Origin of the sequence: Curtobacterium sp. MCBA15_009, from assembly GCF_001864895.1 — a bacterium.
GTDB lineage: Bacteria > Actinomycetota > Actinomycetes > Actinomycetales > Microbacteriaceae > Curtobacterium.
The window spans coordinates 1-19220 of record NZ_MJGO01000015.1; the positions used below are offsets into that span (position 1 = coordinate 1).

At 73.5% G+C, this 19220-nt stretch carries 22 protein-coding genes; 14 read left to right on the top strand and 8 right to left on the bottom strand.

Annotated elements, in window-relative coordinates:
* The first annotated feature begins 72 nt into the window (after nucleotides 1-72).
* Genes BIU97_RS05545 through BIU97_RS05555 form a run of 3 tightly spaced genes read left to right on the top strand, consistent with a single transcriptional unit; the run spans nucleotide 73 to nucleotide 2907 of the window.
* Nucleotides 73-591 carry a GNAT family N-acetyltransferase gene (locus BIU97_RS05545; RefSeq protein WP_071254306.1) on the top strand — a complete coding sequence of 173 codons (519 nt, stop codon included), beginning with the start codon at nucleotides 73-75 and terminating at the stop codon, nucleotides 589-591.
* A complete protein-coding gene (locus BIU97_RS05550; protein ID WP_071254305.1) occupies nucleotides 588-1127 on the top strand; it encodes a GNAT family N-acetyltransferase in 540 nt (179 codons plus the stop codon). The genes BIU97_RS05545 and BIU97_RS05550 overlap by 4 nt, the downstream gene beginning before the upstream one ends.
* Nucleotides 1128-1179: 52 nt before the next feature.
* On the top strand, nucleotides 1180-2907 hold the full coding sequence (locus BIU97_RS05555) for an AMP-binding protein (protein WP_071297209.1): 1728 nt from the start codon (nucleotides 1180-1182) through the stop codon (nucleotides 2905-2907).
* Between the two features lie 3 nt (nucleotides 2908-2910).
* On the opposite strand, the gene BIU97_RS05560 is transcribed toward BIU97_RS05555, so the two are convergent.
* From BIU97_RS05560 to BIU97_RS05570, 3 genes are read right to left on the bottom strand one after another with little or no spacing between them, the layout of a single operon-like run.
* Entirely contained in the window at nucleotides 2911-3411 is a 501-nt protein-coding gene (locus tag BIU97_RS05560; RefSeq protein ID WP_071297210.1) for a hypothetical protein, read from the bottom strand.
* A 54-nt stretch (nucleotides 3412-3465) separates the two neighbouring features.
* Nucleotides 3466-4692, bottom strand: a complete 1227-nt coding sequence (locus BIU97_RS05565; protein ID WP_071297211.1) for an MFS transporter — start codon at nucleotides 4690-4692, stop codon at nucleotides 3466-3468.
* Nucleotides 4689-5210 carry a winged helix-turn-helix domain-containing protein gene (locus BIU97_RS05570; RefSeq protein WP_071297212.1) on the bottom strand — a complete coding sequence of 174 codons (522 nt, stop codon included), beginning with the start codon at nucleotides 5208-5210 and terminating at the stop codon, nucleotides 4689-4691. Before BIU97_RS05570 ends, BIU97_RS05565 begins: the two co-directional genes overlap by 4 nt.
* A 124-nt stretch (nucleotides 5211-5334) precedes the next feature.
* Here BIU97_RS05570 and BIU97_RS05575 point away from each other — a divergent pair, with 124 nt between their 5' ends.
* From BIU97_RS05575 to BIU97_RS17535, 8 genes are all read left to right on the top strand, one after another.
* Nucleotides 5335-6111, top strand: a complete 777-nt coding sequence (locus BIU97_RS05575; RefSeq protein WP_254782918.1) for a hypothetical protein — start codon at nucleotides 5335-5337, stop codon at nucleotides 6109-6111.
* A gap of 61 nt (nucleotides 6112-6172) precedes the next feature.
* Entirely contained in the window at nucleotides 6173-6658 is a 486-nt protein-coding gene (locus BIU97_RS05580; RefSeq protein ID WP_254782919.1) for a luciferase domain-containing protein, read from the top strand.
* 67 nt (nucleotides 6659-6725) lie between these two features.
* The gene (locus BIU97_RS05585; protein ID WP_071297213.1) at nucleotides 6726-7085 is read left to right on the top strand and encodes a PadR family transcriptional regulator; all 360 of its coding nucleotides are present in this window, start codon (nucleotides 6726-6728) and stop codon (nucleotides 7083-7085) included.
* A 47-nt stretch (nucleotides 7086-7132) separates the two neighbouring features.
* Nucleotides 7133-8116, top strand: coding sequence for a hypothetical protein (locus BIU97_RS05590; RefSeq protein ID WP_139195917.1), 984 nt, complete (start codon nucleotides 7133-7135; stop codon nucleotides 8114-8116).
* Nucleotides 8117-8219: 103 nt separating this feature from the next.
* Entirely contained in the window at nucleotides 8220-9170 is a 951-nt protein-coding gene (locus BIU97_RS05595) for an ABC transporter ATP-binding protein (protein ID WP_071254309.1), read from the top strand.
* Nucleotides 9167-10018: an ABC transporter permease subunit gene (locus BIU97_RS05600; protein ID WP_071254294.1), complete on the top strand. Its 852-nt coding sequence runs from the start codon at nucleotides 9167-9169 to the stop codon at nucleotides 10016-10018. The genes BIU97_RS05595 and BIU97_RS05600 overlap by 4 nt, the downstream gene beginning before the upstream one ends.
* 94 nt (nucleotides 10019-10112) lie before the next feature.
* Complete coding sequence (locus tag BIU97_RS05605; protein ID WP_071254293.1) at nucleotides 10113-10595, top strand: hypothetical protein; 483 nt, start codon at nucleotides 10113-10115, stop codon at nucleotides 10593-10595.
* A gap of 85 nt (nucleotides 10596-10680) precedes the next feature.
* Entirely contained in the window at nucleotides 10681-12156 is a 1476-nt protein-coding gene (locus BIU97_RS17535; RefSeq protein WP_139195918.1) for a protein kinase domain-containing protein, read from the top strand.
* On the opposite strand, the gene BIU97_RS05615 is transcribed toward BIU97_RS17535, so the two are convergent.
* The 5 genes from BIU97_RS05615 to BIU97_RS05635 form a co-directional block, all read right to left on the bottom strand.
* Entirely contained in the window at nucleotides 12143-12628 is a 486-nt protein-coding gene (locus BIU97_RS05615; protein ID WP_071297215.1) for a tetratricopeptide repeat protein, read from the bottom strand. The genes BIU97_RS17535 and BIU97_RS05615 overlap by 14 nt on opposite strands.
* Before the next feature lie 155 nt (nucleotides 12629-12783).
* Nucleotides 12784-13578: a DUF6807 family protein gene (locus tag BIU97_RS05620; RefSeq protein ID WP_071297216.1), complete on the bottom strand. Its 795-nt coding sequence runs from the start codon at nucleotides 13576-13578 to the stop codon at nucleotides 12784-12786.
* A gap of 40 nt (nucleotides 13579-13618) precedes the next feature.
* Nucleotides 13619-14263, bottom strand: coding sequence for a class I SAM-dependent methyltransferase (locus tag BIU97_RS05625; RefSeq protein WP_071297217.1), 645 nt, complete (start codon nucleotides 14261-14263; stop codon nucleotides 13619-13621).
* Between the two features lie 316 nt (nucleotides 14264-14579).
* Nucleotides 14580-15536, bottom strand: coding sequence for a DUF1648 domain-containing protein (locus tag BIU97_RS05630; protein ID WP_071297218.1), 957 nt, complete (start codon nucleotides 15534-15536; stop codon nucleotides 14580-14582).
* Complete coding sequence (locus tag BIU97_RS05635) at nucleotides 15533-15883, bottom strand: GntR family transcriptional regulator (protein WP_071254282.1); 351 nt, start codon at nucleotides 15881-15883, stop codon at nucleotides 15533-15535. The genes BIU97_RS05630 and BIU97_RS05635 overlap by 4 nt, the downstream gene beginning before the upstream one ends.
* Before the next feature lie 160 nt (nucleotides 15884-16043).
* Here BIU97_RS05635 and BIU97_RS17995 point away from each other — a divergent pair, with 160 nt between their 5' ends.
* The 3 genes from BIU97_RS17995 (at nucleotide 16044) to rlmN (ending at nucleotide 18745) form a co-directional block, all read left to right on the top strand.
* Nucleotides 16044-16211, top strand: coding sequence for a hypothetical protein (locus BIU97_RS17995; RefSeq protein ID WP_175472162.1), 168 nt, complete (start codon nucleotides 16044-16046; stop codon nucleotides 16209-16211).
* Between the two features lie 508 nt (nucleotides 16212-16719).
* Complete coding sequence (locus BIU97_RS05640; protein ID WP_175472416.1) at nucleotides 16720-17490, top strand: C40 family peptidase; 771 nt, start codon at nucleotides 16720-16722, stop codon at nucleotides 17488-17490.
* A gap of 22 nt (nucleotides 17491-17512) precedes the next feature.
* On the top strand, nucleotides 17513-18745 hold the full coding sequence (gene rlmN, locus BIU97_RS05645) for a 23S rRNA (adenine(2503)-C(2))-methyltransferase RlmN (protein WP_071297220.1): 1233 nt from the start codon (nucleotides 17513-17515) through the stop codon (nucleotides 18743-18745).
* The last annotated feature ends 475 nt before the right edge of the window (nucleotides 18746-19220 follow it).

Below are 19220 nucleotides of genomic sequence, written 5' to 3' on the forward strand. Positions count from 1 at the left end.
CAGGTGATTCGGCACCACCCCGAGAGTGGTTTGGTCGATCTTCCGACCGTTCGGCTGTCCTACGCTCGGACCATGAGGGGCATCACGATCCGACCGACCACCGAGGACGACTGGGAAGCGATCCGGGCACTCCGGCTCGAGATGATCCGGGACACCCCGATGGCCTACGCGGAGCACCTGCACGACGCGGAGCAGCTGGACGAGGCCGAGTGGCGGGCGCGGGGCCGCCGCGGGCAGGACGCCGGCGGGACCTCGGTGGTCGCGATCGATGCCGACGGCCGCTGGGTCGGGGCCATGGGCGCCTTCGTGCCGGACGAGGCGACCGGTCCGTTGCTCGTCGGCGTGTACGTCGCGCCGTCCCACCGCGGCCGAGGGGCGGGCGTCGCCGACCGGCTGCTCGACGCGATCGACAGCTGGGCGGCCGAGCGCGGTCCGACGCTGCGGCTGCACGTGCACGAGCGCAACGAGCGGGCGCAGGCGTTCTACGCCCGACGCGGCTTCCGACCGACCGGGGCGACCGAGCCGTACGTGCTCGCACCGGAGGAACGCGAGCTGGAGATGATCCGCGACCTGGGCGGGGTGTCCTCGTGACCGTCTCACTGCGGCCGTGGGAGCCCGGGGACGCGACCGCGCTGCTCGCCGCCCGGCGGTCCGCGGTGGACCTCGACCGGCAGTTCCCCGGCGTCGACCTCAGCGACGAGGCGGCGGCACGCGCACACATCGCGCTGGAACTGCGGTTCGACGACCGTGCCCGGAACTGGGCGGTCGTCGAGGACGGCACTGCCGTCGGCAACGTCGGCGTCTCAGCCATCGAGTTCCGCCACGGCACGGCGTGGGTGTCCTACTGGCTCGCGGCCGGCGCTCGGGGGCGGGGCACGGTGGCCCGGGCCGTGGCGAGTGCGGCGGCGTGGGCGTTCGGGGCCGGTCTGGCCCGGCTCGAACTCGGCCACCGCGTGGACAACCCGGCGTCGTGCCGGGTCGCGACCGCCGCGGGCTTCGTCGCCGAGGGCATCGAACGCGGCAAGCTCCGGTACGGCACGGAACGGTTCGACGTCGAGACCCACGCCCGACTGGCCGACGACCCGGAACCGTCGGTCGAGCAGCTCCCACGGCACGACGACCGCTGACCCGCGCCCGGCGCTCCCCGCCGTGGTCAGCCGGGTACGGCATGATCGGTCCGTGCCTGATGCGAACCCGACCATCGCCTACCGCGACGCGCGCGACCAGCTGCTGTCCGCACCGACGGCCGACGCCGCCCGTGCCGACTTCCGCTGGCCCGACCTCGGTGCGACCTTCAACTGGGCGAACGACTGGTTCGACGTCATCGCGGCCGACAACGACCGGATCGCGCTCTGGATCGTCGACGGGGACGGCGGCGAGCAGCGGTTCACCTACGCCGAGATGGCGGCCCGGTCGGACCGGCTCGCGGTCCGGCTGCACGAGCACGGGGTGCGGAAGGGCGACCACGTCCTCGTCATGCTCGGCAACCGGCTCGAGCTGTGGGAGACCATGCTCGCCGTCATCAAGCTCGGCGCCGTCATCCTGCCGACGTCGACCATGCTCGACACGAGCGACCTGCAGGACCGCGTCGACCGCGGCCACGTGGCGCACGTCGTCACCACGGCCGGCGAGACCGCGAAGTTCGTGGGCGTCGACGGGGACTTCTCGCGCACGGTGATCGGTGGGGCGGCCGAGGGGTGGACCGACTACCCGGCCGACCTCGGCGAGCCCGCGCCGGAGGGCGAGGCCCGCCCGGTGGTCGTGACCCGCACGTCGGACCCGTGCCTCGTCTACTTCACGTCGGGGACGACGTCGAAGCCGAAGATGGTGGTGCACACGCAGACCTCGTACCCGGTCGGTCACCTCAGCACCATGCACTGGCTCGGGCTCCGCCCCGGTGACGTGCACCTGGCGATCAGCTCGCCCGGGTGGGGCAAGCACGCGTGGAGCTGCTTCTTCTCGCCGTGGATCGCCGAGGCCACCGTGTTCGTCCACGACACCCCGCGCTTCGACCCGGCCGGTCTGCTCGCCCAGCTGGAGCGCGCCGAGGTGAGCACCTTCTGCGCGCCGCCGACCGCCTGGCGGATGATGCTGCAGGCCGACCTCGGCGCACGACCCCGGGCCCTGCGCGAGGTCGTCTCGGCCGGCGAGCCGCTCAACCCGGAGGTGATCGACCGCGTGGCCGACGCCTGGGGCCTGACGATCCGGGACGGCTACGGACAGACCGAGACCACGGCGATCATCGGCAACGCCCCGGGGCAGCCGGTGACGGCGGGTGCGATGGGTCGGCCGCTCCCCGGTGTGTCGGTCACCCTGCTCGACCCGCTGACCGGACGACCGGGCGACGAGGGCGAGGTGTGCCTCGACCTCACCGAGCGACCCGTCAACCTGATGGCGGAGTACCTCGGCGACCCGGACCGGACCGCCGCGGCGGTGCGCGACGGCTTCTTCCACACCGGCGACATCGCGGTGCGGTCCGCGGACGGGGAGCTCACCTTCATCGGCCGGACCGACGACGTCTTCAAGTCGTCGGACTACAAGGTCTCACCGTTCGAGGTCGAGAGTGCGCTGCTGCAGCACCCCGCGGTGGCGGAGAGCGCCGTCGTGCCCGCGCCCGACGACGCCCGGCTGAACGTCGTGAAGGCCTACGTCACGCTCGCGTCCGGTTGGGAGGCGACTGCTGACTCCGCGGAGCAGGTGCTGGCGTTCGCCCGGTCCGCGCTGCCGGCCTACGCGCGGGTCCGCCGCGTCGAGTTCGGGGATCTGCCGAAGACGATCTCGGGCAAGATCCGTCGCGTCGAGCTGCGCGAGCGCGAGGAACGTGCCGTCACGGACGGTGCGCGGCTTGAGGGGGAGTGGCGGGACGACGAGTTCCCGGGGCTCCGTCGGGTGGTGCCGAGCGCCTGACGCTCAGCGCTCCTCGCTGACGACCGCCCGCTGCCGGTCGTACTGGCCCCGCGTGCGGTGTCCGCCCATGGCGCGAACGAGCCGGCCGCGGGCGTTCCGGGTCGCGAGGAACCAGGCGCCCTCGGCGACCGCCAGGCAGGGCACCCCCACGGCCAGGGCGACGAGGACCTGTCGGCCGAGGCTGGTCCGCCACGGGACGCCGCTCAGCTCGAGCGCCGTGAACACCAGTGCGGCGACCACGAGCGCGATCGGCGTGCTCCAGAGCCGTCGCACGGTGCTGCGCCGCGCGTCGTCGAGCGCGGTCGCCGAGGCGAGCTCGAGCGTCGACCCGACGTGCTCGGTGGGCTCGCCCCCGGTGACGAGCGCGTGCCGGGCACCACCGGCTGCCGGACCGTCCTCGACGACCGGCGTCCAGAGCACGTCGTCGAGGAACTCCACCTCGCCGTCGACGACGAACCAGCCGCCCTCGTGTTCCTGACCGGTCTCCTGCACGTTCGTGTCCACGTGCTCATCGTGGCAGGGATCGTCGTGGCGGGCACCCCCGCGAGCGGGGCACGGTCAGGCCGACGGCGCGGGGTCCGTCGTGACTCGGCGGACGCTCCGTGTCGACGCCGCGGCCACGGTGGCGAGCACGATCGCGGCGGCGCACCCGAGCAGGGTGGTGGTCGTCCCGACGGCGTCGGCGAGCGGCCCGACGAGCGCCTCGCCGAAGGGGACGGCGACGAACGACCCGACCATGTCGTACGAGTAGACCCGGGCGAGCACCCCGCGCGGCACGTTCGACTGCAGCGCGTGGTCCCACGCGATGGAGAACAGCTCGAGGGCGACGCCGCCGAGTGCGAACGCGACGACCAGCGTCGGCAGCGCCGGAGCGACCCCGAGCGCGATCGCCGGCAGCGCGGTCACGGCCATCAGCGCGACCCCGATCCCGAGCGCCCGTCGGGGCCGCCACCGCAGCGCCAGGAGTGCCCCGAGGCCGAGCCCGACGGTCTGCGCCGCGACCACGAGGCCCCAGCCCGCGCGCCCGAACGTCTCGTCGGCGACCACGGGTCCGAGCACGGTGGTCGCCCCCACGAAGGCGGCGTTCAGGACGGTGAACTGCGCGACCACGGTCCACACCCACCGGCGTCCGGAGAACTCGACCCACCCCTCCCGCAGATCGGCGAGCACCGACGGACGTTCCGCCGCTGCCGGGGCCGCCGGCCGGGGGAGCCGGATCCGGGTGTAGAGCAGAGCAGCCACGGCGAACCCGGCCGCGTCGACGGCGAGCCCCCACCCGGCGCCGACGGCCGCGACGAGTGCCGCCCCGGCGGAGGCGCCGACCACGGTGCCGGTGTTCACGCCGAGGCGCACCACGGCGTTGGCGGGGCGGAGCGCCGGTTCCGGAACGGTCTCCGGCACCATCGCGGCCGTCGTCGGCAGGCTGACGGCCGCCACGGCGCCGTTCAGGACGCTGAGGGCCACCAGGAGCGGCACGGTCGCCGTGCCGGTGAGGACGAGCGCGGCGACGGCCGCCTGGGTGACCGCGGCCCCGATCGAGGTGGAGACGAGCACGACGTCGCGGGGGAGCCGGTCGGCCACGATGCCGCCGAACAGCAGGACGGCGACGTTCGCGACCGACCGTGCCGCCACCACGAGGCCGAGGTCGGCCGGCGAGCCGGTCAGGTCGAGCACCGCGAAGGCCAGGGCGATCGGGGCGATCGCGTTGCCGACGATCGACACCGTGCGCGCCGCGACGAGCCAGCGGAAGGCCGGGTACCGGAGCACGCCACCCGCGGCGCTCACGGGCGACGCAGGGGGAACATCGACACGGTCATCGAGACCGGGACGGAGCCGGGCGTCCGTGGCCGCTGGGCAGCCGCGTGCAGCAGGGCGGACGCCTCGCCGACGTGCCGCACGACCCGGCGCCACGTCTCCGGCCCGACCCAGAGCTCGGCGTCGGTGGAGATCGCCGGCCCGTCGACACGGTGCTGCGCCCGTCGTCGGAGCTCGTCGACCTGGGCGTCGAGGTAGCGGAGCCGTTCGTCCACCGCGACGGCGTCGGGCCGGGCGTCGACGTCGAACGGCACCGCGGACGACTCGTGTCGGTAGCGCTTCGCGTCGCCGCCGCGCACGCGGACCACCTCGACGACCGTCACGAGTCCCGCGCGTTCGAGCACGCGGAAGTGGTAGCTGGCCGTGGCCTGGGACAGGCCGAGCTCGCGGGCGGCCTCGGCCGCGCTCATCGCCGTGCTCGTGACCAGGGAGAGAAGCCGGAGCCGGACGGGGTGGGCGGTGGCCCGCAGGGCGTCGAGGGTGGACATGCGCTCATCGTCGCCGGAGATCGCCGGACCTGCAAACGGCTCTTTGGGGGTGCTCACGTGTCATCGCGGACACACGTGGTCCGGTCCCGTTCGTCGTCGCGGGCAGAGCGGTCAGGATGGGCGGATGCGCACGCACCCCGTCCTCGGACTCCTCGCCGCGGTGACGGTCGTGGTCGGTGTCCTCCCGCTCACGGCCTGCTCGGCCGTCGAGGGGCTGGCACGTGACGCCCTGCGCGGCGGCGGTACCGGCGCCGGGCCCTGCCCGAGCGTTCCTGAGCCGTTCCCCGACGAGGACGCCCCACCGGCGCCCGATCCCGAGCCGGAGGCCACCCTCGACCCGTTCGTCGCGCGGTCGGTCCGCGCCACGATCACGGCGGTCCGGGCCCTGCCCGCCGTGCAACGCGCTGCCGAGACCACGACGAACGCGCCGAGCACGACCGCCGACCCCGCCTGCTCGACGCGGTGGGTGACCGTGGACCACTTCTCGTCGCGGTTCACCGTCGAGATGGACGCCGACGCCACACCGGGCCAGGCGGGAGCGGTGCCGACGACCATGGCCGAGGGCCTGGCCTGGACGGGCGTCGACCTCACGCTGACCGTGCCGGCGGGCGACGACCACGTCGCGAGCGTCGTGCACTACGACGGCACCTTCGACCAGCGGATACCCGAGGCGACGTCGACGGCGGTGGCCGACGGCCTGGCGACGCTCGCCGCGACCCCGCACGTCACCGGTCTCGACGCCTCGATCCCGTACACGATGCGGGTGGACTACGGCTCGCTCACGATCGGAGTCGACTCGACCGACCAGGCCGTGCTCGACCGGGTCCGCGCCGTGATCGATACGACGGCGTTCCGCGACACCACCCTGCACGGCTCGTACGGCAACGGCGCGAAGCCCTGACACCACGAGCCCACCAGGAGCAGAAGCAGACAAGCGGCAGCAGCGAGCTACCCTCACACTCGTGATCACGACACCTCGACCCGGTGCCCGTCCGACCGTCTCGGACGAGGGGCCGCAGCGCCAGCTCACCGACCGTGCCACCCCGGAGCGGTGGGGCCGCCTGCTCGCCGGGGCGCTCGCCCTGCCCGACGTGGTCGAGGGCCACAGCCAAGTCTCCCCGGTGTCGTCCCGTGCCCTGTTCCTGCGGGACCGCTCCGAGCCCGTCGTGCCGTGGACCTCGCTGGCGCCGGAGGGCCGGCTCGAACCGGTGCACCTGCACGGTGTCGACGACACCTCGGTGCACCTCTGCCTGCCGGCGGAGCGTGGTCGGCAGCTCACCGAGCTCGGCTGGGCGATCCCGCACCAGTACGAGGACTTCGGCACCGAGTTCCTGGTCTACGGCCCGCGGGACGACGACGAGGTCGCGGTCGTCCTGTCGGTCATCGAGGAGAGCCTGGCCTTCGCCCGCGACCCCGGAGACGAGCGGCCGGCCCACAGCCCGGCGTGAAGCACGGTCCGGAGAATCGAGTGCCCCGGGATGGGAATACTCCCACAGTGGGGGTATGGTTGACGACATGAGCACGCCCGAACTCCGTGAACCCGCCTTCTGGGTCCTGACCAGCCTGACCGGCGGTCGCCGACACGGCTACGCGATCATCCAGGCGGCCGTCGAGCTGTCCGACGGCCGGACGACACTCGCCGTCACCACGTTGTACGCCACGCTTGAGCGCCTCGAGCAGGCCGGCCTGGTGCGCGGCGACGGCGACGAGGTCGTCGGTGGTCGCCTGCGGCGGTACTTCGCGATCACCGACGAGGGCCGCCAGCGGCTCACCGACGAGGCAGCGCGACTCGACGCGAAGCTCCGGGTCCTGCGGAGCCGCCTGTCGACGCCGGGCGTCACCGGTGCTCCGCGCACGGCCGGGGGAGCGGCATGAGCGCCGACGCGACCGCATCGCGCACCGACCGCGCAAGCACAGAGCGGATGAGCACGAAGCGGATGAGCACGAAGCAGATGAGCACAGAGCAAATGAGCACAGAGCAGCGGTACCGCCGGCTGATGGGCTGGTACCCGCGGTCCTGGCGGACGGTGCACGAGGACGCCTTCGTCGGCACCCTGCTCGACGTCGCCGACGCCGAGGGGCGCGATGCTCCCACAGCACGAGAACGCGCCGCCGTCATCGGCCACGGTGTGACCGCGCGACTCGACCGGCTCGTGGTGCCCGAGGTGCGGGACGCCGGCAGCACCGTCGCGCTGACGATGGGCGCGGGCCTGGCGCTCGCCGAGTTCCTGGTGAGCAGCTGGGCGCCGTGGATCCGCGGGAACCCCGCGCCGCAGGAGATGGTGCAGGTCGGTCCGTTCCGCGACACCGGTCTCGTCTTCGCCGCGCTGTGGGTCGTCGCGCTCGTCGCGGCGCTCACCGGCCGGTGGGCGGTCGGTCGGGTCGCGCTCGTCGTCTGCACCGCGGCGGCCGTCCTCTCCCCGCACTGGTTCGTCCAGTACCCCGGGGTGTGGAGCGTCGACCGGGGCACGCTGGCGCTGTTCGCCGCGTGCGCGGTGGTCGCCCTCGTCGGGCGTCCGCTCCGCAGCCACCACACGGCCGCGGCGACCGCCGGGTGGCTGCTCCTCGGCATCGCGAGCTACACCGCCGTCGGCACGGAGCCGGGGGCGTGGCTCGGCAGCCGCGCCCTGTGGAACGGCAACCTGTACGCCTGGTACGCCGTCGTGCTCATCGAGGTCGCGGCCGTCGGCCTGGCGATCGCCGGGCGCTGGCACGTCGTCTTCACGATCACGCTCGGGTTGACGCCGTACGCGCTCACCGTGGTCGGGAACGAGCTGCGCGGCATCCTCACGGGGAGCGGTTCCGCGGCCGTGGTCGCGCTGCCGGTGGCGTTCGGACTGTTCCTGCTCGTGCTGCACAGCAGCGGCCGCCTCGACCTGCGGGAGCGCACCCCGACCTCCGTCTGACGGCGCGCCCACTGCCGTACAGCAACGAACGCCACGGCGCGCCCGCGCATCTCCCCCCAACGGCGGACGCGGCCGCCCGCGCCGCTGCAATAGCGTGGCGCTCGTGATCGAAGTCGACCATCTCACCAAACAGTACGGTCCCAAGACCGCCGTGGACGACGTCTCCTTCGTCGTCCGCCCCGGTAGCGTGACCGGCTTCCTCGGCCCGAACGGTGCCGGGAAGTCCACCACGATGCGCATGATCATGGGCCTCGACGAGCCCACGTCGGGGCGGGCGATCGTGAACGGCCGGCCGTACCGGACGTTCCGCGACCCGCTGCGGCAGGTCGGCGCGCTGCTCGAGGCGAAGGCGGTGCACTCCGGACGGAGCGCGTACAACCACCTGCTCTCGCTCGCCGCGACGCACGGCATCCCGAAGTCCCGGGTGCACGAGGTCATCGACATGACCGGCCTCGACGCGGTCGCGAAGAAGCGCGTCGGCGGGTTCTCGCTCGGCATGGGGCAGCGCCTGGGAATCGCTGCCGCACTGCTCGGCGACCCGAAGACGCTCATCCTCGACGAGCCCGTCAACGGCCTCGACCCGGACGGCGTCGTGTGGGTCCGGCAGCTCGCCCGGCGGATGGCCGCCGACGGCCGCACCGTCTTCCTCTCCAGCCACCTCATGAGCGAGATGGCGCAGACCGCCGACCGCGTCGTCGTGCTCGGCCGCGGCAAGGTGCTCGCGGACGCCCCGATCGCCGAGTTCGTCGCGGGCGCGAACGCCGCCTCGGGCGTCGGTGCCGACGGCACCCCGAACGGCGGCGGCAGCCGCGTCGTCGTCCGCACGCCGTCGCCCGACCAGCTCTTCCACGCGATCGGACCGAACGCGTCGGTCACGCAGCGCGAGGACGGCTCGTTCCTCGTCGTCGGCCCGGATGCGCCGACCGTCGGCACCATCGCCGCGCAGGCGGGCGTCGTCCTGCACGAACTCACCCCGACCGGCGCGAGCCTCGAGGAGGCCTACATGGCCCTCACCCGCGACGACGTCGAGTACCGATCGGAGGGCACCCGATGACCGCCACCGCGCCCGCCCACAAGACCGTCCCCGACTCCGTCGGGCTGTCCTTCCCCCGGCTCGTCCGGAGCGAGTGGATCAAGTTCCGCAGCATCCGCTCCACCATCTGGTGCTTCGCGATCATCGCGGTCGTCACCATCGGCATGGCGGCCCTCGTGGGCCAGGCCGTGAACAGCGGCGGCACCGACGTCCCCACCGAGCAAGCGAACGCCAGCTTCGTGCTCATCAACACGGTGAGCGTGAACCTGACGGCGCTCGTCGTCGGCGTGCTCGGCGTGCTCATCATCTCCGGCGAGTACGGCACCGGTCAGATCCGCTCGACGTTCACCGCGGACCCGGGCCGGGTCGGCGTGCTGCTCGCGAAGGCCACCGTGCTGGCCGTGGCGACGTTCGTCGTCAGCGTGGTCGCGACGGCGATCGGCGCGCTCCTGGCCCTCGCCCTGCAGGCCTCGAACGGCGCCCACCCCGAGGTCGGTGACCCGGCGGTGTTCATGCCGATCCTCGGCGCGTCCGTCCTCGTCACGCTCGTCGCCCTGCTCGCGTTCGGCATCGGCCTGCTCGTCAAGTCGAGCGCCGCCGGCATCGCGATCACGCTCGGCCTCATGCTGGTCGTTCCCACGATCCTGCAGTTGGCCGCCGCGCTCACGAACGCCGACTGGCTGCTCGACCTGTCGCAGTTCCTGCCCCTGCAGGCCGGTGCGCAGCTCATCACCTACTCGAGCGGCGCACCGGCCCCCGAGCAGACCGGCGTCGTCCTGAACGGCTGGGGCGGCTTCGGCGTCCTCGCGGCAGAGGTCGTCGTCGTGGGGGCACTCGCTCTCGTGGTCACCCGCCGACGCGACGTCTGACGCGACCACCTGACGGACGGGAGGCCCGGTGCCAGCTGGCACCGGGCCTCCCGTCCGTCTCGTGCGTGCGTCCACCGCCCCGTAGGCTGCCGACGTGCGGAACGTCCCCCTCGTGTTGCTGCCGGCGGTCGCCGGCCTCGTCCTGCTCGCCGGTTGCGCCGCCGAACCCGCCGCCGACCCCAGAGCGCTGCACGCGTGGCAGGACGAGCAGGACGCCGACGAGGAGCGTCGGGACGACGTCCTCGGCGTGCTGATGGCCGGGGTCCAGCGCGGCCCTGACGACCCGGAGCACCCCGGTTCGCAGATCGCGCTCGAGTACCCGCACCCGCAGACGATCGAGCACCTGCGGTTCTCGTGCTTCGGCAACGGGCACATGAGCGGGATCGTCCGGACGACCTCGGCGACCGGCGGCGGGAGCGAGGTCGTCGAGGACCTCGCCTGCCGGGACAGCCCGCACCGCATCGACCTGCCGGCCGCGCACCGCACCGACGTCGAGCGGGTGTCCTTCGCCGCGTACGGGAGCGACCGGACCAGTGAGTGGCGCCTGGTGATCGTCGGGGACCTCGCGACGGGGTGAGCGCGGTCCAGACCGCGCCCGACGCCGTCGGACCCGCCGTCCGCAGAGCGTGGGATGCGGACATCTGCTCGTCGGGGATGCGAAGATGCATCAGCTGCACATCCCTGCGTGCGGCACCGACCGCGAGGGCTCGATGACCACCACCGAGGAGCACGACGCGAGGACGCCGCTCCTCGACGGCCGCTACCGGCTCGAACAGGCCATCGGCCAGGGCGGCATGTCGGTCGTCTACCGTGCCGTCGACGAGAGCCTGCACCGCCCCGTCGCCGTCAAGGTCTTCCACTCGGGGATCGTCGACATCGCCCGGCAGGAAGCCGAGCTCGGCGTCCTCGCCTCGCTCGAGCACCACAACCTCGTCAGCCTGCTCGATGCCGGCGTCGTCGCCGGTCAGGACGGCAGCCAACAGCGGTACATCGTCATGGCGCTCGTCGTCGGACAGGACCTCGAGGAACGTCTGGCCGTCGGCCCCCTCGCCTCGCGGCACATCGCCGAGATCGGCTACGACATGGCCGAGGCACTGCACTACATCCACGCCCACGGCGTCGTGCACCGCGACATCAAGCCGTCGAACATCCTGCTCGTCGACTACGGCAACGACTCCGACCGCGCCCGGGCCCGACTGACCGACTTCGGCATCGCGCTCGCCGCGGGCGTCGAACGCCTCACCGCCGACGGCGTGACCACCGGCACCGCCGCCTACCTCAGCCCCGAGCAGGCCCGCGGCGGCGACGTCGGACCGGCGAGCGACGTGTACTCGCTCGGCCTCGTGCTCCTGCAGTGCTTCACCCGGCGCCGCGAGTTCCCCGGCTCGCTCGTCGAGTCCGCCGTCGCGCGGCTCTCCCGCGACCCGGTCGTGCCCGAACCGCTGCCCGAGCACTGGAAGCGGCTGCTCACCGCGATGACCGCGCAGGACCCGGCGGCCCGTCCGCTCGGCGCCGACCTGGTCGCGCAGCTCCGCGACGTCGTCATCGCCGAGACCGCCGGCGCCGACCACGTCGTCGACGCGACGGACCCGTCGGCAGCACCGGCTGCGGCCGAGGCCCGGGCCGACACCGGACACCCCGCCACGCTCGACACCCTGCCCGACGAGGCACTGCACCGCACCACCGCGATGGCCGCCCGCCTGTTCGACGCGCCCATCGCCCTGGTCGAGGTCATCGACGAGGACCGCGCCTGGTCGCAGTCCTACATCGCCGAGGGCGTCGACGACGCGGCACGCAACATCAACTTCCGGAACGGCTTCGCCCCGGTGCCGGTGCCCGTGGTGATCCCGGACGGCTCCACGCACCCGGAGATGCAGCACAGCCCGCTCGTCACCGGGCCGCTCGGCATCCGGTTCTACGTCAGCGTCCCGCTCGTCAAGCACGACGGGTCGCCGATCGGCACCCTCGCCGTGCTCGACACGAAGCCCCGCCAGGCGACCGAGGGCGACCTCGCCAACCTGCACGACCTGGCGGCACTCGCGGTCACGCAGCTCGAGCTCCGGCAGGAGTCGCTCCGCACGACGAGCGACTCGCTGCCCGTCGCCCGGACCGACACGACGCGGCTCAGCCGTCCGTGAGCGCCGCCGCGTAGTTCCGCACCGACCGGTTGTACCGCGGCAGCGTCGGCTCGACGGCCTCGATCGCGACGCGGAGCGCCTCGTCCTGCCGGCCGGCGCTGTGCAGCGCGAGGGCGAGGAACACCCGCGGGGCGACCCCGGTCGACGGGTGCTCGGGAGCCTCCCGCAGCATCGCGATCGCCTCGTCCACCCGGCCGAGGTTGCGGAGCGTCGACGCGTGCTGCACGACCATCCGGGCGGCCCGGACGGGGTCGACGTCGGCCAACCCGGCCGCCGTCGCGGCTGCGTAGTGCTCGTGCGCCTCGGCCTCGTGGCCGCCCGAGTCGAACGCGCCGCCGAGCTCGAACGCGCCGACGGCGGGGTGCGGCGCGGCGTCCGCGAGCTCGCGCATCCGCTCGATGCGCTGCTCTGCGTCGATGGTCTCGTCGTCCCAGAGGGCGGCGACGCGGTCTTCCCAGGCTCCGGTGCTCATCGCAGCAGGCTAGCGAACCCGCCGACCGGCGAACGCGCCGACCGGCGGACACGCCGACCGACGGACACCGCGACGCGGCGAACGCGCCGAGTGGCGGACCCGATCGACCGCTCGACGACGAAGTCAGCCCGCTCCTCCCGCTCCCTCCGGCGCCCTCACGCGTCCCGCACCGTCGCCCGGAACGACCGCACGAGCGGCGACCCCGGGCGCACCCGCACGGGCTCGTCCCACGCGAGCGCCGAGCCGAGCGCGGGGTACTCGGCCACGCGCACGAACCAGGGGTCGTCGTGGTCGAGGGCCTCGACCCGGACCACGGCGTCCCCGCCCGGGAACGCCGCGCGCCACTCGATCCACGGCGCCACCGACCCGTGCGTCGCGGCTTCCCCCGAGGCGTGTTCGGTCCGCACCCGCACGTCGGAGCACGCCGGGAACCGCCACGTGAACCCGCCGTACCCGGCGCCCGCACGACCGTTGCTGCCCGGGCTGCCGAGCCGGACCTCGACGGCGCCGGGGCACCGGAACGCCGACGTCCAGGTCAGCTCCCACCCGTCGGCGACCCCTCGCCACCCCAGGCGTCGTTCCTCGAGCAGCAGCTCGGCCCCCTCCGGTCCCCGCCAGACGAGGTCGTGCACGAGCCCGGCGTCGTCCGGACGGGTGCTCCGGACGTCGACCCGACCGTGGTCGTCCCGGTGGACGTACCCGGATCCGTGCACGTAGGTCGGCCCGCCCCAGCAGTTCACGCCGTCGAGGTCGGGGATCGCGACGCCGACCCCGCAGTGCCACGCGTGGTCGGGCGGTCGGTGCGCGCTGACGACCGTGCCGCCGAGCGTCCGGACCGGGTGCAGGTACGGGCGCGGCGCGAGACCGACGGGCATCCCGGTGCCGTCGACCGCAGAGGCGACCACCACGCCCCCGACCAGCAGCGGATGCGCATCCTCGACGTCGACCACACCGCGACGCTACCGAGTCCGTCCGGGCCGCGTCCCGGCCTCAGCGCAGTCGTCGGACCAGCACCACGCTGTCCACGACGTCGTGCGCGCGACCGTCCTCGGTGGAGGCCGTCCGCTCCCGGAGCTCCGCCGCCACCACCTGCCACGTGTCGTCGACCCCGACCGCCTCGAGGTCGGCCTGCGGCGTCGGGAACCGGAAGCCCCGGAGCTCCTCGGGCAGGTCGCCGTGTGGGGGCGCCGCGTGCGCCGTGACGAGCAGGTGACCGCCGACGGCCACGAACCCCGCTGCCCGCCGCAGGATCGCGTCACGCGGGATCACCACCGGCCACGACTGCAGGAACGACGCGGTGACGAGTGCGAACCGCTCCGCCGTGTCCCACGTCGCCAGGTCGGCGGCCACGAACGCGGTCCGCTCCTCGACGTCCGCCGACACCGCGGCCCGCGATCCGCGTTCCAGGGCAGTCACGGACAGGTCGACCCCGACGACGTCCCAGCCCTGCCGGGCGAGCCAGACGACGTCGCCGCCCTCGCCGCAGCCGAGGTCGAGCGCACGCCCGGTCGGCAGCGTCGGCGCCACGGTGGCGAGCACCGCGTTCACCCGCCCCGACCAGATGCCGTCGCGTTCGGCGTAGCGAGCCTCCCACCAGTCGCGGGCGTCGGCGGGGGACTCCTGGGGTGCGTGCATGCGCCCAGTGCACCGCGCCCGCCGGGCGCAACGCGAGCCCTGTTGCCGGTCCGGCAACGACGTGAGCGGCCCGACGGACGGGTGACGGGCCTCCAGACCGACCGAGCGACCCGGCCACCAGGTCCGCCTGCCCTGTCCGAAACCGTGTCGGGAGGCCCGCCCCGCCCTGCCGGCGCAGCCTGCGCCCGACCCTGGTCCAGCCGCCAGGCGCTCGTCCGGCCCGGCGGCGCAGCGCCCGCCCCGTCCGCCGAGCATCGCGCCCGTCAGGGCGCCCGACCCGAGCCGCCGCCGTGCCGCGACCGCCTCGGCGCGGCGGTCAGTCGGCCGTGCGTGCGGCGAGGAGCGCCCCGAGCACGGCGGCCCCGCTCGCGGCGTCCGGCACCGTCACCACCCGCGCCTGCCCACCCCGCAGCCGGGCGACGAGCCCCGGCCCGGAGCGCACGACGTAGGCGACGCCTCGACCGGAGAACCGGTAGCCCCAGCCGCCCCACTGACCGGGGGAGACGTCCTCGCAGCCGCAGCCCTCGATGCGTTCCAGCGGCACCCGCATGAGCGGGATGCGTGTGACCGACGTCGTCAGGCGCAGGCCGCGTCGGTCGACCGTGACCTCGACGCGGGCGAGCGAGAGCACCGCGAGCCCGGCGACCGCCAGCACGACACCGGACACGACAGCGCCCCCGACGTCGTCCGCCACGGTCGCGACGACGGTGCCGGTGCCGACCCCGACGAGCACGGCGCCGAGCGCGGCGAACCAGCGGCTGCCGACCCGCGAGCGCCAGGCCACACGGGTCGCGGGACCGACGGGCAGGGGAGCGACCTCGCGCGCGGGCACGGGCGCAGCGACGCGCAGCAGCGCGACGGTCGGGACGGCGGCCACCGCCGCGGTCACCGCCAGGAACACCGCACCCCACCACATCGGCAGCACGCCGTCGCCGACGGTCGCCGCACCCACCAGGACCACCCACGCGGTGCCGGCGCTGCCGGACACCAGTCCGGCGACGAGCAGCGTCGTCGCCGCCGACCGCCGGTCCCGCATGCGCAGCGCGACGAAGCCGAGCACCGCGACGCCGACCGTGACGAGCAGGGTGACCCAGAACACCGGCCACGGCGAACTCCAGCCGTCGGCGGTGCCGTCCGAGCGGAAGTGGATCGGCATCCGGTCCGGCAGGTTCCCCGCCGACGCGAGCGTGGCGAGCACCACCCCGGCCACCACGGCCAGCCCGGGTGTCACCACCGCCAGTCGTGTCCCGGTCCCCGTCGGTCGCGTGGTCATCGTGCCCCCTTGATCATCGTGAACAGGTCGTCGAGCGGGACGCCGAGCGTCTCGGCCTGGTCGCGGAGCTCGTCGACGAGTCCGCGGAGCCGGTCGAACGAGGCGTTGCCCGACCGCAGGACCGTCGCGCCGCGGCCCCGCCGCAGCTCGATCAGCCCGTCGTCCTGGAGCTGCGCGTAGGCGCGCAACACCGTGTGCACGTTGACGTCGACCGACGCTGCCAGGTCACGGGCGGACGGCAGCCGTTCCCCGCTCGCGAGCTCGCCACGGGCGATCGCGTGCCGGATCTGGGCGGCGACCTGCTCGGCGAGCGTCGCTCGGGCCCCGGGATCGACGGTGATCAACATGTTCGCATTCTATGCGAACAATGGTGCTCGGAGCCACCCCGTCGGCCGCGGCTCGACGCCACGCCCGCCCCTTGGCCGCGGAACGCAGCAGCCGGTCCGATACCCCCGTCCGGGCGTAGCGTCTCGAACGAGCGATCCGCTCACCATTCAGGGAGAAACCATGTCGAAGTACGAATCCGCCGACGGAGTGGAACCCCTCCAGGTCACCACCTACCGTCTCGTCCGCAAGGCCGCCCGTCGTGGCTGGGCCGTCCCCGGCGACGACGCCGAGCCGTCCCTCGCCGACCTCGTCAGCACCCGCGCCACCGGCCGCCCCGAGAACCGCTAGTCGGAGCCCGTCCGGGGTACGCGCCGGGGGACAGCGCGGCAGTCCGCTCGAGCGGCTCCCGTCGCGCGCACCGACCGTCGGCCAGGAGGCCCAGATCGCCGCCGATCCGCGGATCACGTGGTCCCGTGGTCGGCTCCGCCCTCGTCTGCCGCGGTCCCGCCGCGCAGCTCGCGTCCACCGAGCGCCCCCGTTCCTGTGACCAGCCGCAGGAACACTCCGGTGCCGCCCAGGCTGGAGCGGGTCCGTCACCAATACGTTGCTTCCCGGATCGCAGGTCGATCCCGACCCGGAAGGACGCATGGGACGCCACGCACTGGCAGCAGCCGCAGTCGACGACCACCAGCCAACCCGAGCGACGCCGAACGCGGTGTCCGCCCCGGTGCGGCACGCGACGCAGGCGACCCGTTCCGACCAGCCGCTCCGGCCCCGTGGCCGGCGTTCAGCCCTCGGTCCTGCCGCTGCCCGGTCCACGTTCGTCGAGCACCCCGCGCCGGCCAGGACCGTGCGCATGCAGCCGCGGCCGCGGGCGACCGTCACGTCGTCCGCCGGCGCCGCCGTCCTCAGCCGGTCCGCTGCCCTCCGTGCCGAGCGGGCCGCCGACCCCCGGCACCTCCGCCGGGCGGCCAACGCCAAGCGGGCCGCCGTCCTGCTCGCCCCCGCCCTCGCGGTGACCTCGAGCCTGACCCTGGCGCTCCCGGCGAACGCGGCCACGCCGGACGACCCAGCGCAGCAGGGGACCACGACGTCGCAGTCGGTCCCGTCCGCGCAGTCCTTCACGGTCGCGCACGACGTCGAGGTGCCCGTGGTCTCGACCGACGGCATGACCACCACGACGACGATCGTCTCCTACCCGACGCTCGACCTGCGGTTCGGCGTGACCACCGCGCAGGCGCAGTCGGCCCTGTCCGCGGCGCTGTCCGGCGGCGGCGACCGGGCCACCATCGTCGCGACGGCCCTGCAGTACATGGGGGACCCGTACGTCGAGGGCGGTGCGAGCCACGAGGGCATCGACTGCTCCGGGCTGACGATGGTCGCCTACGCGGCGGTCGGCATCCCGCTCGTGCACTACGTCCCGACGCAGGACGCCGCGGCGACGACGATCCCGGAGTCCGAGGCGCTGCCCGGTGACCTCGTCGTGTACGACGACGAGGACCACGTCGGCCTGTACCTCGGCCAGGGACTCCTGCTGCAGGCCCCGCACCCCGGCGAGGTCGTCGACATCGTGCCGATGTACTCGGCCGCGCACCACTTCGCACGGGTGCTGCCCGCGGGGAGCTGACGGGATCACGTATCCTGGAGTGATGGCCTCCGACACCCGTACCCCGTTCGAACAGCAGCAGTCTGCTCGTCCGCAGGTCCGCCCCCGCACCGAGGGCTGGAAGCAGGCCACCGACACCGACGGCCGGCCGCTCCTGCAGTTCGCGTCCCCGAAGCGGGGCAAGCCGCCCGTGCACCTCGCCGACCTGACGCCCGAGGAACGCACCGCACGCGTGCAGGAGCTCGGGCTCCCCGGGTTCCGTGCCAAGCAGCTGGCGACCCACTACTTCACGCACTACACGTCCGACCCGGCCGACATGACCGACCTGCCCGCCGCCCAGCGGGAGCAGCTCGTCGCCGGGATGCTCCCGCCGCTCCTCACCGAGACCCGGCGTCTCGCGACGGACAAGGGCGACACGATCAAGTTCCTCTGGAAGCTGCACGACGGCGCTCTGGTCGAGTCGGTGCTCATGCGGTACCCGGGTCGGATCACGCTCTGCGTCTCGTCGCAGGCCGGGTGCGGCATGAACTGCCCGTTCTGCGCCACCGGCCAGGCGGGGCTGACCCGCAACATGTCCACCGCCGAGATCATCGAGCAGATCGTCCGGGCCAACGCCGCGATCGCCGCCGGTGAGCTCGGGGGCGATCCCCGCAAGGGCGGCAAGGACCGCGTCGACGCCGAGCGCGTGACCAACATCGTGTTCATGGGCATGGGGGAGCCGCTCGCGAACTACAAGCGGGTGATGGACGCCGTGCGGTTGATGGTCGCGCCGCAGCCGAACGGTCTCGGCATGAGCGCCCGCGGCATCACCGTCTCGACCGTCGGACTCGTGCCGGCGATCAACAAGCTGGCGGACGAGGACATCCCGATCACCTTCGCGCTGTCGCTGCACGCCCCCGACGACGAACTGCGCGACGAGCTCATCCCGGTGAACTCCCGGTGGAAGGCCGACGAGGCGATCGACGCCGCACACAACTACTTCGTCAAGACCGGCCGACGTGTCTCGATCGAGTACGCGCTCATCAAGGACATGAACGACCACGCCTGGCGTGCCGACCTGCTCGCCGAGAAGCTCAACAAGCGCGGCAAGGGCTGGGTGCACGTCAACCCGATCCCGCTCAACCCGACGCCGGGCTCGGTGTGGACCTCGTCCGAGGTGCACGTCCAGGACGAGTTCGTCCGTCGGCTCAACGCCGCCGGCATCCCGACGACCCTGCGCGACACCCGCGGCAAGGAGATCGACGGGGCTTGCGGGCAGCTGGCCGCGGCCGAGTAGTCGAAGCGTCCCCACGGAGGGCACGGTGCACATCGCACCGTGCCCTTCGTCGTCCCCGGGGCGTCCGGTCGCGGTGGCCCTCGGCCTACTTCCCCGGATCTCCGGGCGACACGCCCGGGATGGGGGACGGCTTGGCGCTCGCGCTCAGGTCTGCGTAAAGTAATCACTCGTTGCCGCTGAGGCGGAGAACGGAACGGCCGAGACGGTCACCAGGGTGAACACCCCGGGGACGCAGTCCGGACGGGGTCCCGCTCAGGCAACCACCCCACCTGAACAACCGGAGCGATCCGGTGTCCGTTCCGGTGGCGCAAGAACGAATGCCTCTCTGGCGGAGTCTCCTCGTGAGACCGAGCGGGGAGTGCGTCTGGTCCTTGAGAACTCAACAGCGTGCACATTGTCAATGCCAATTTATTGATTGACCTCGTGCCTGGTCGGCTTGCTGACCGGGTCATGAAGCAATTCCTTTTGGATTGAA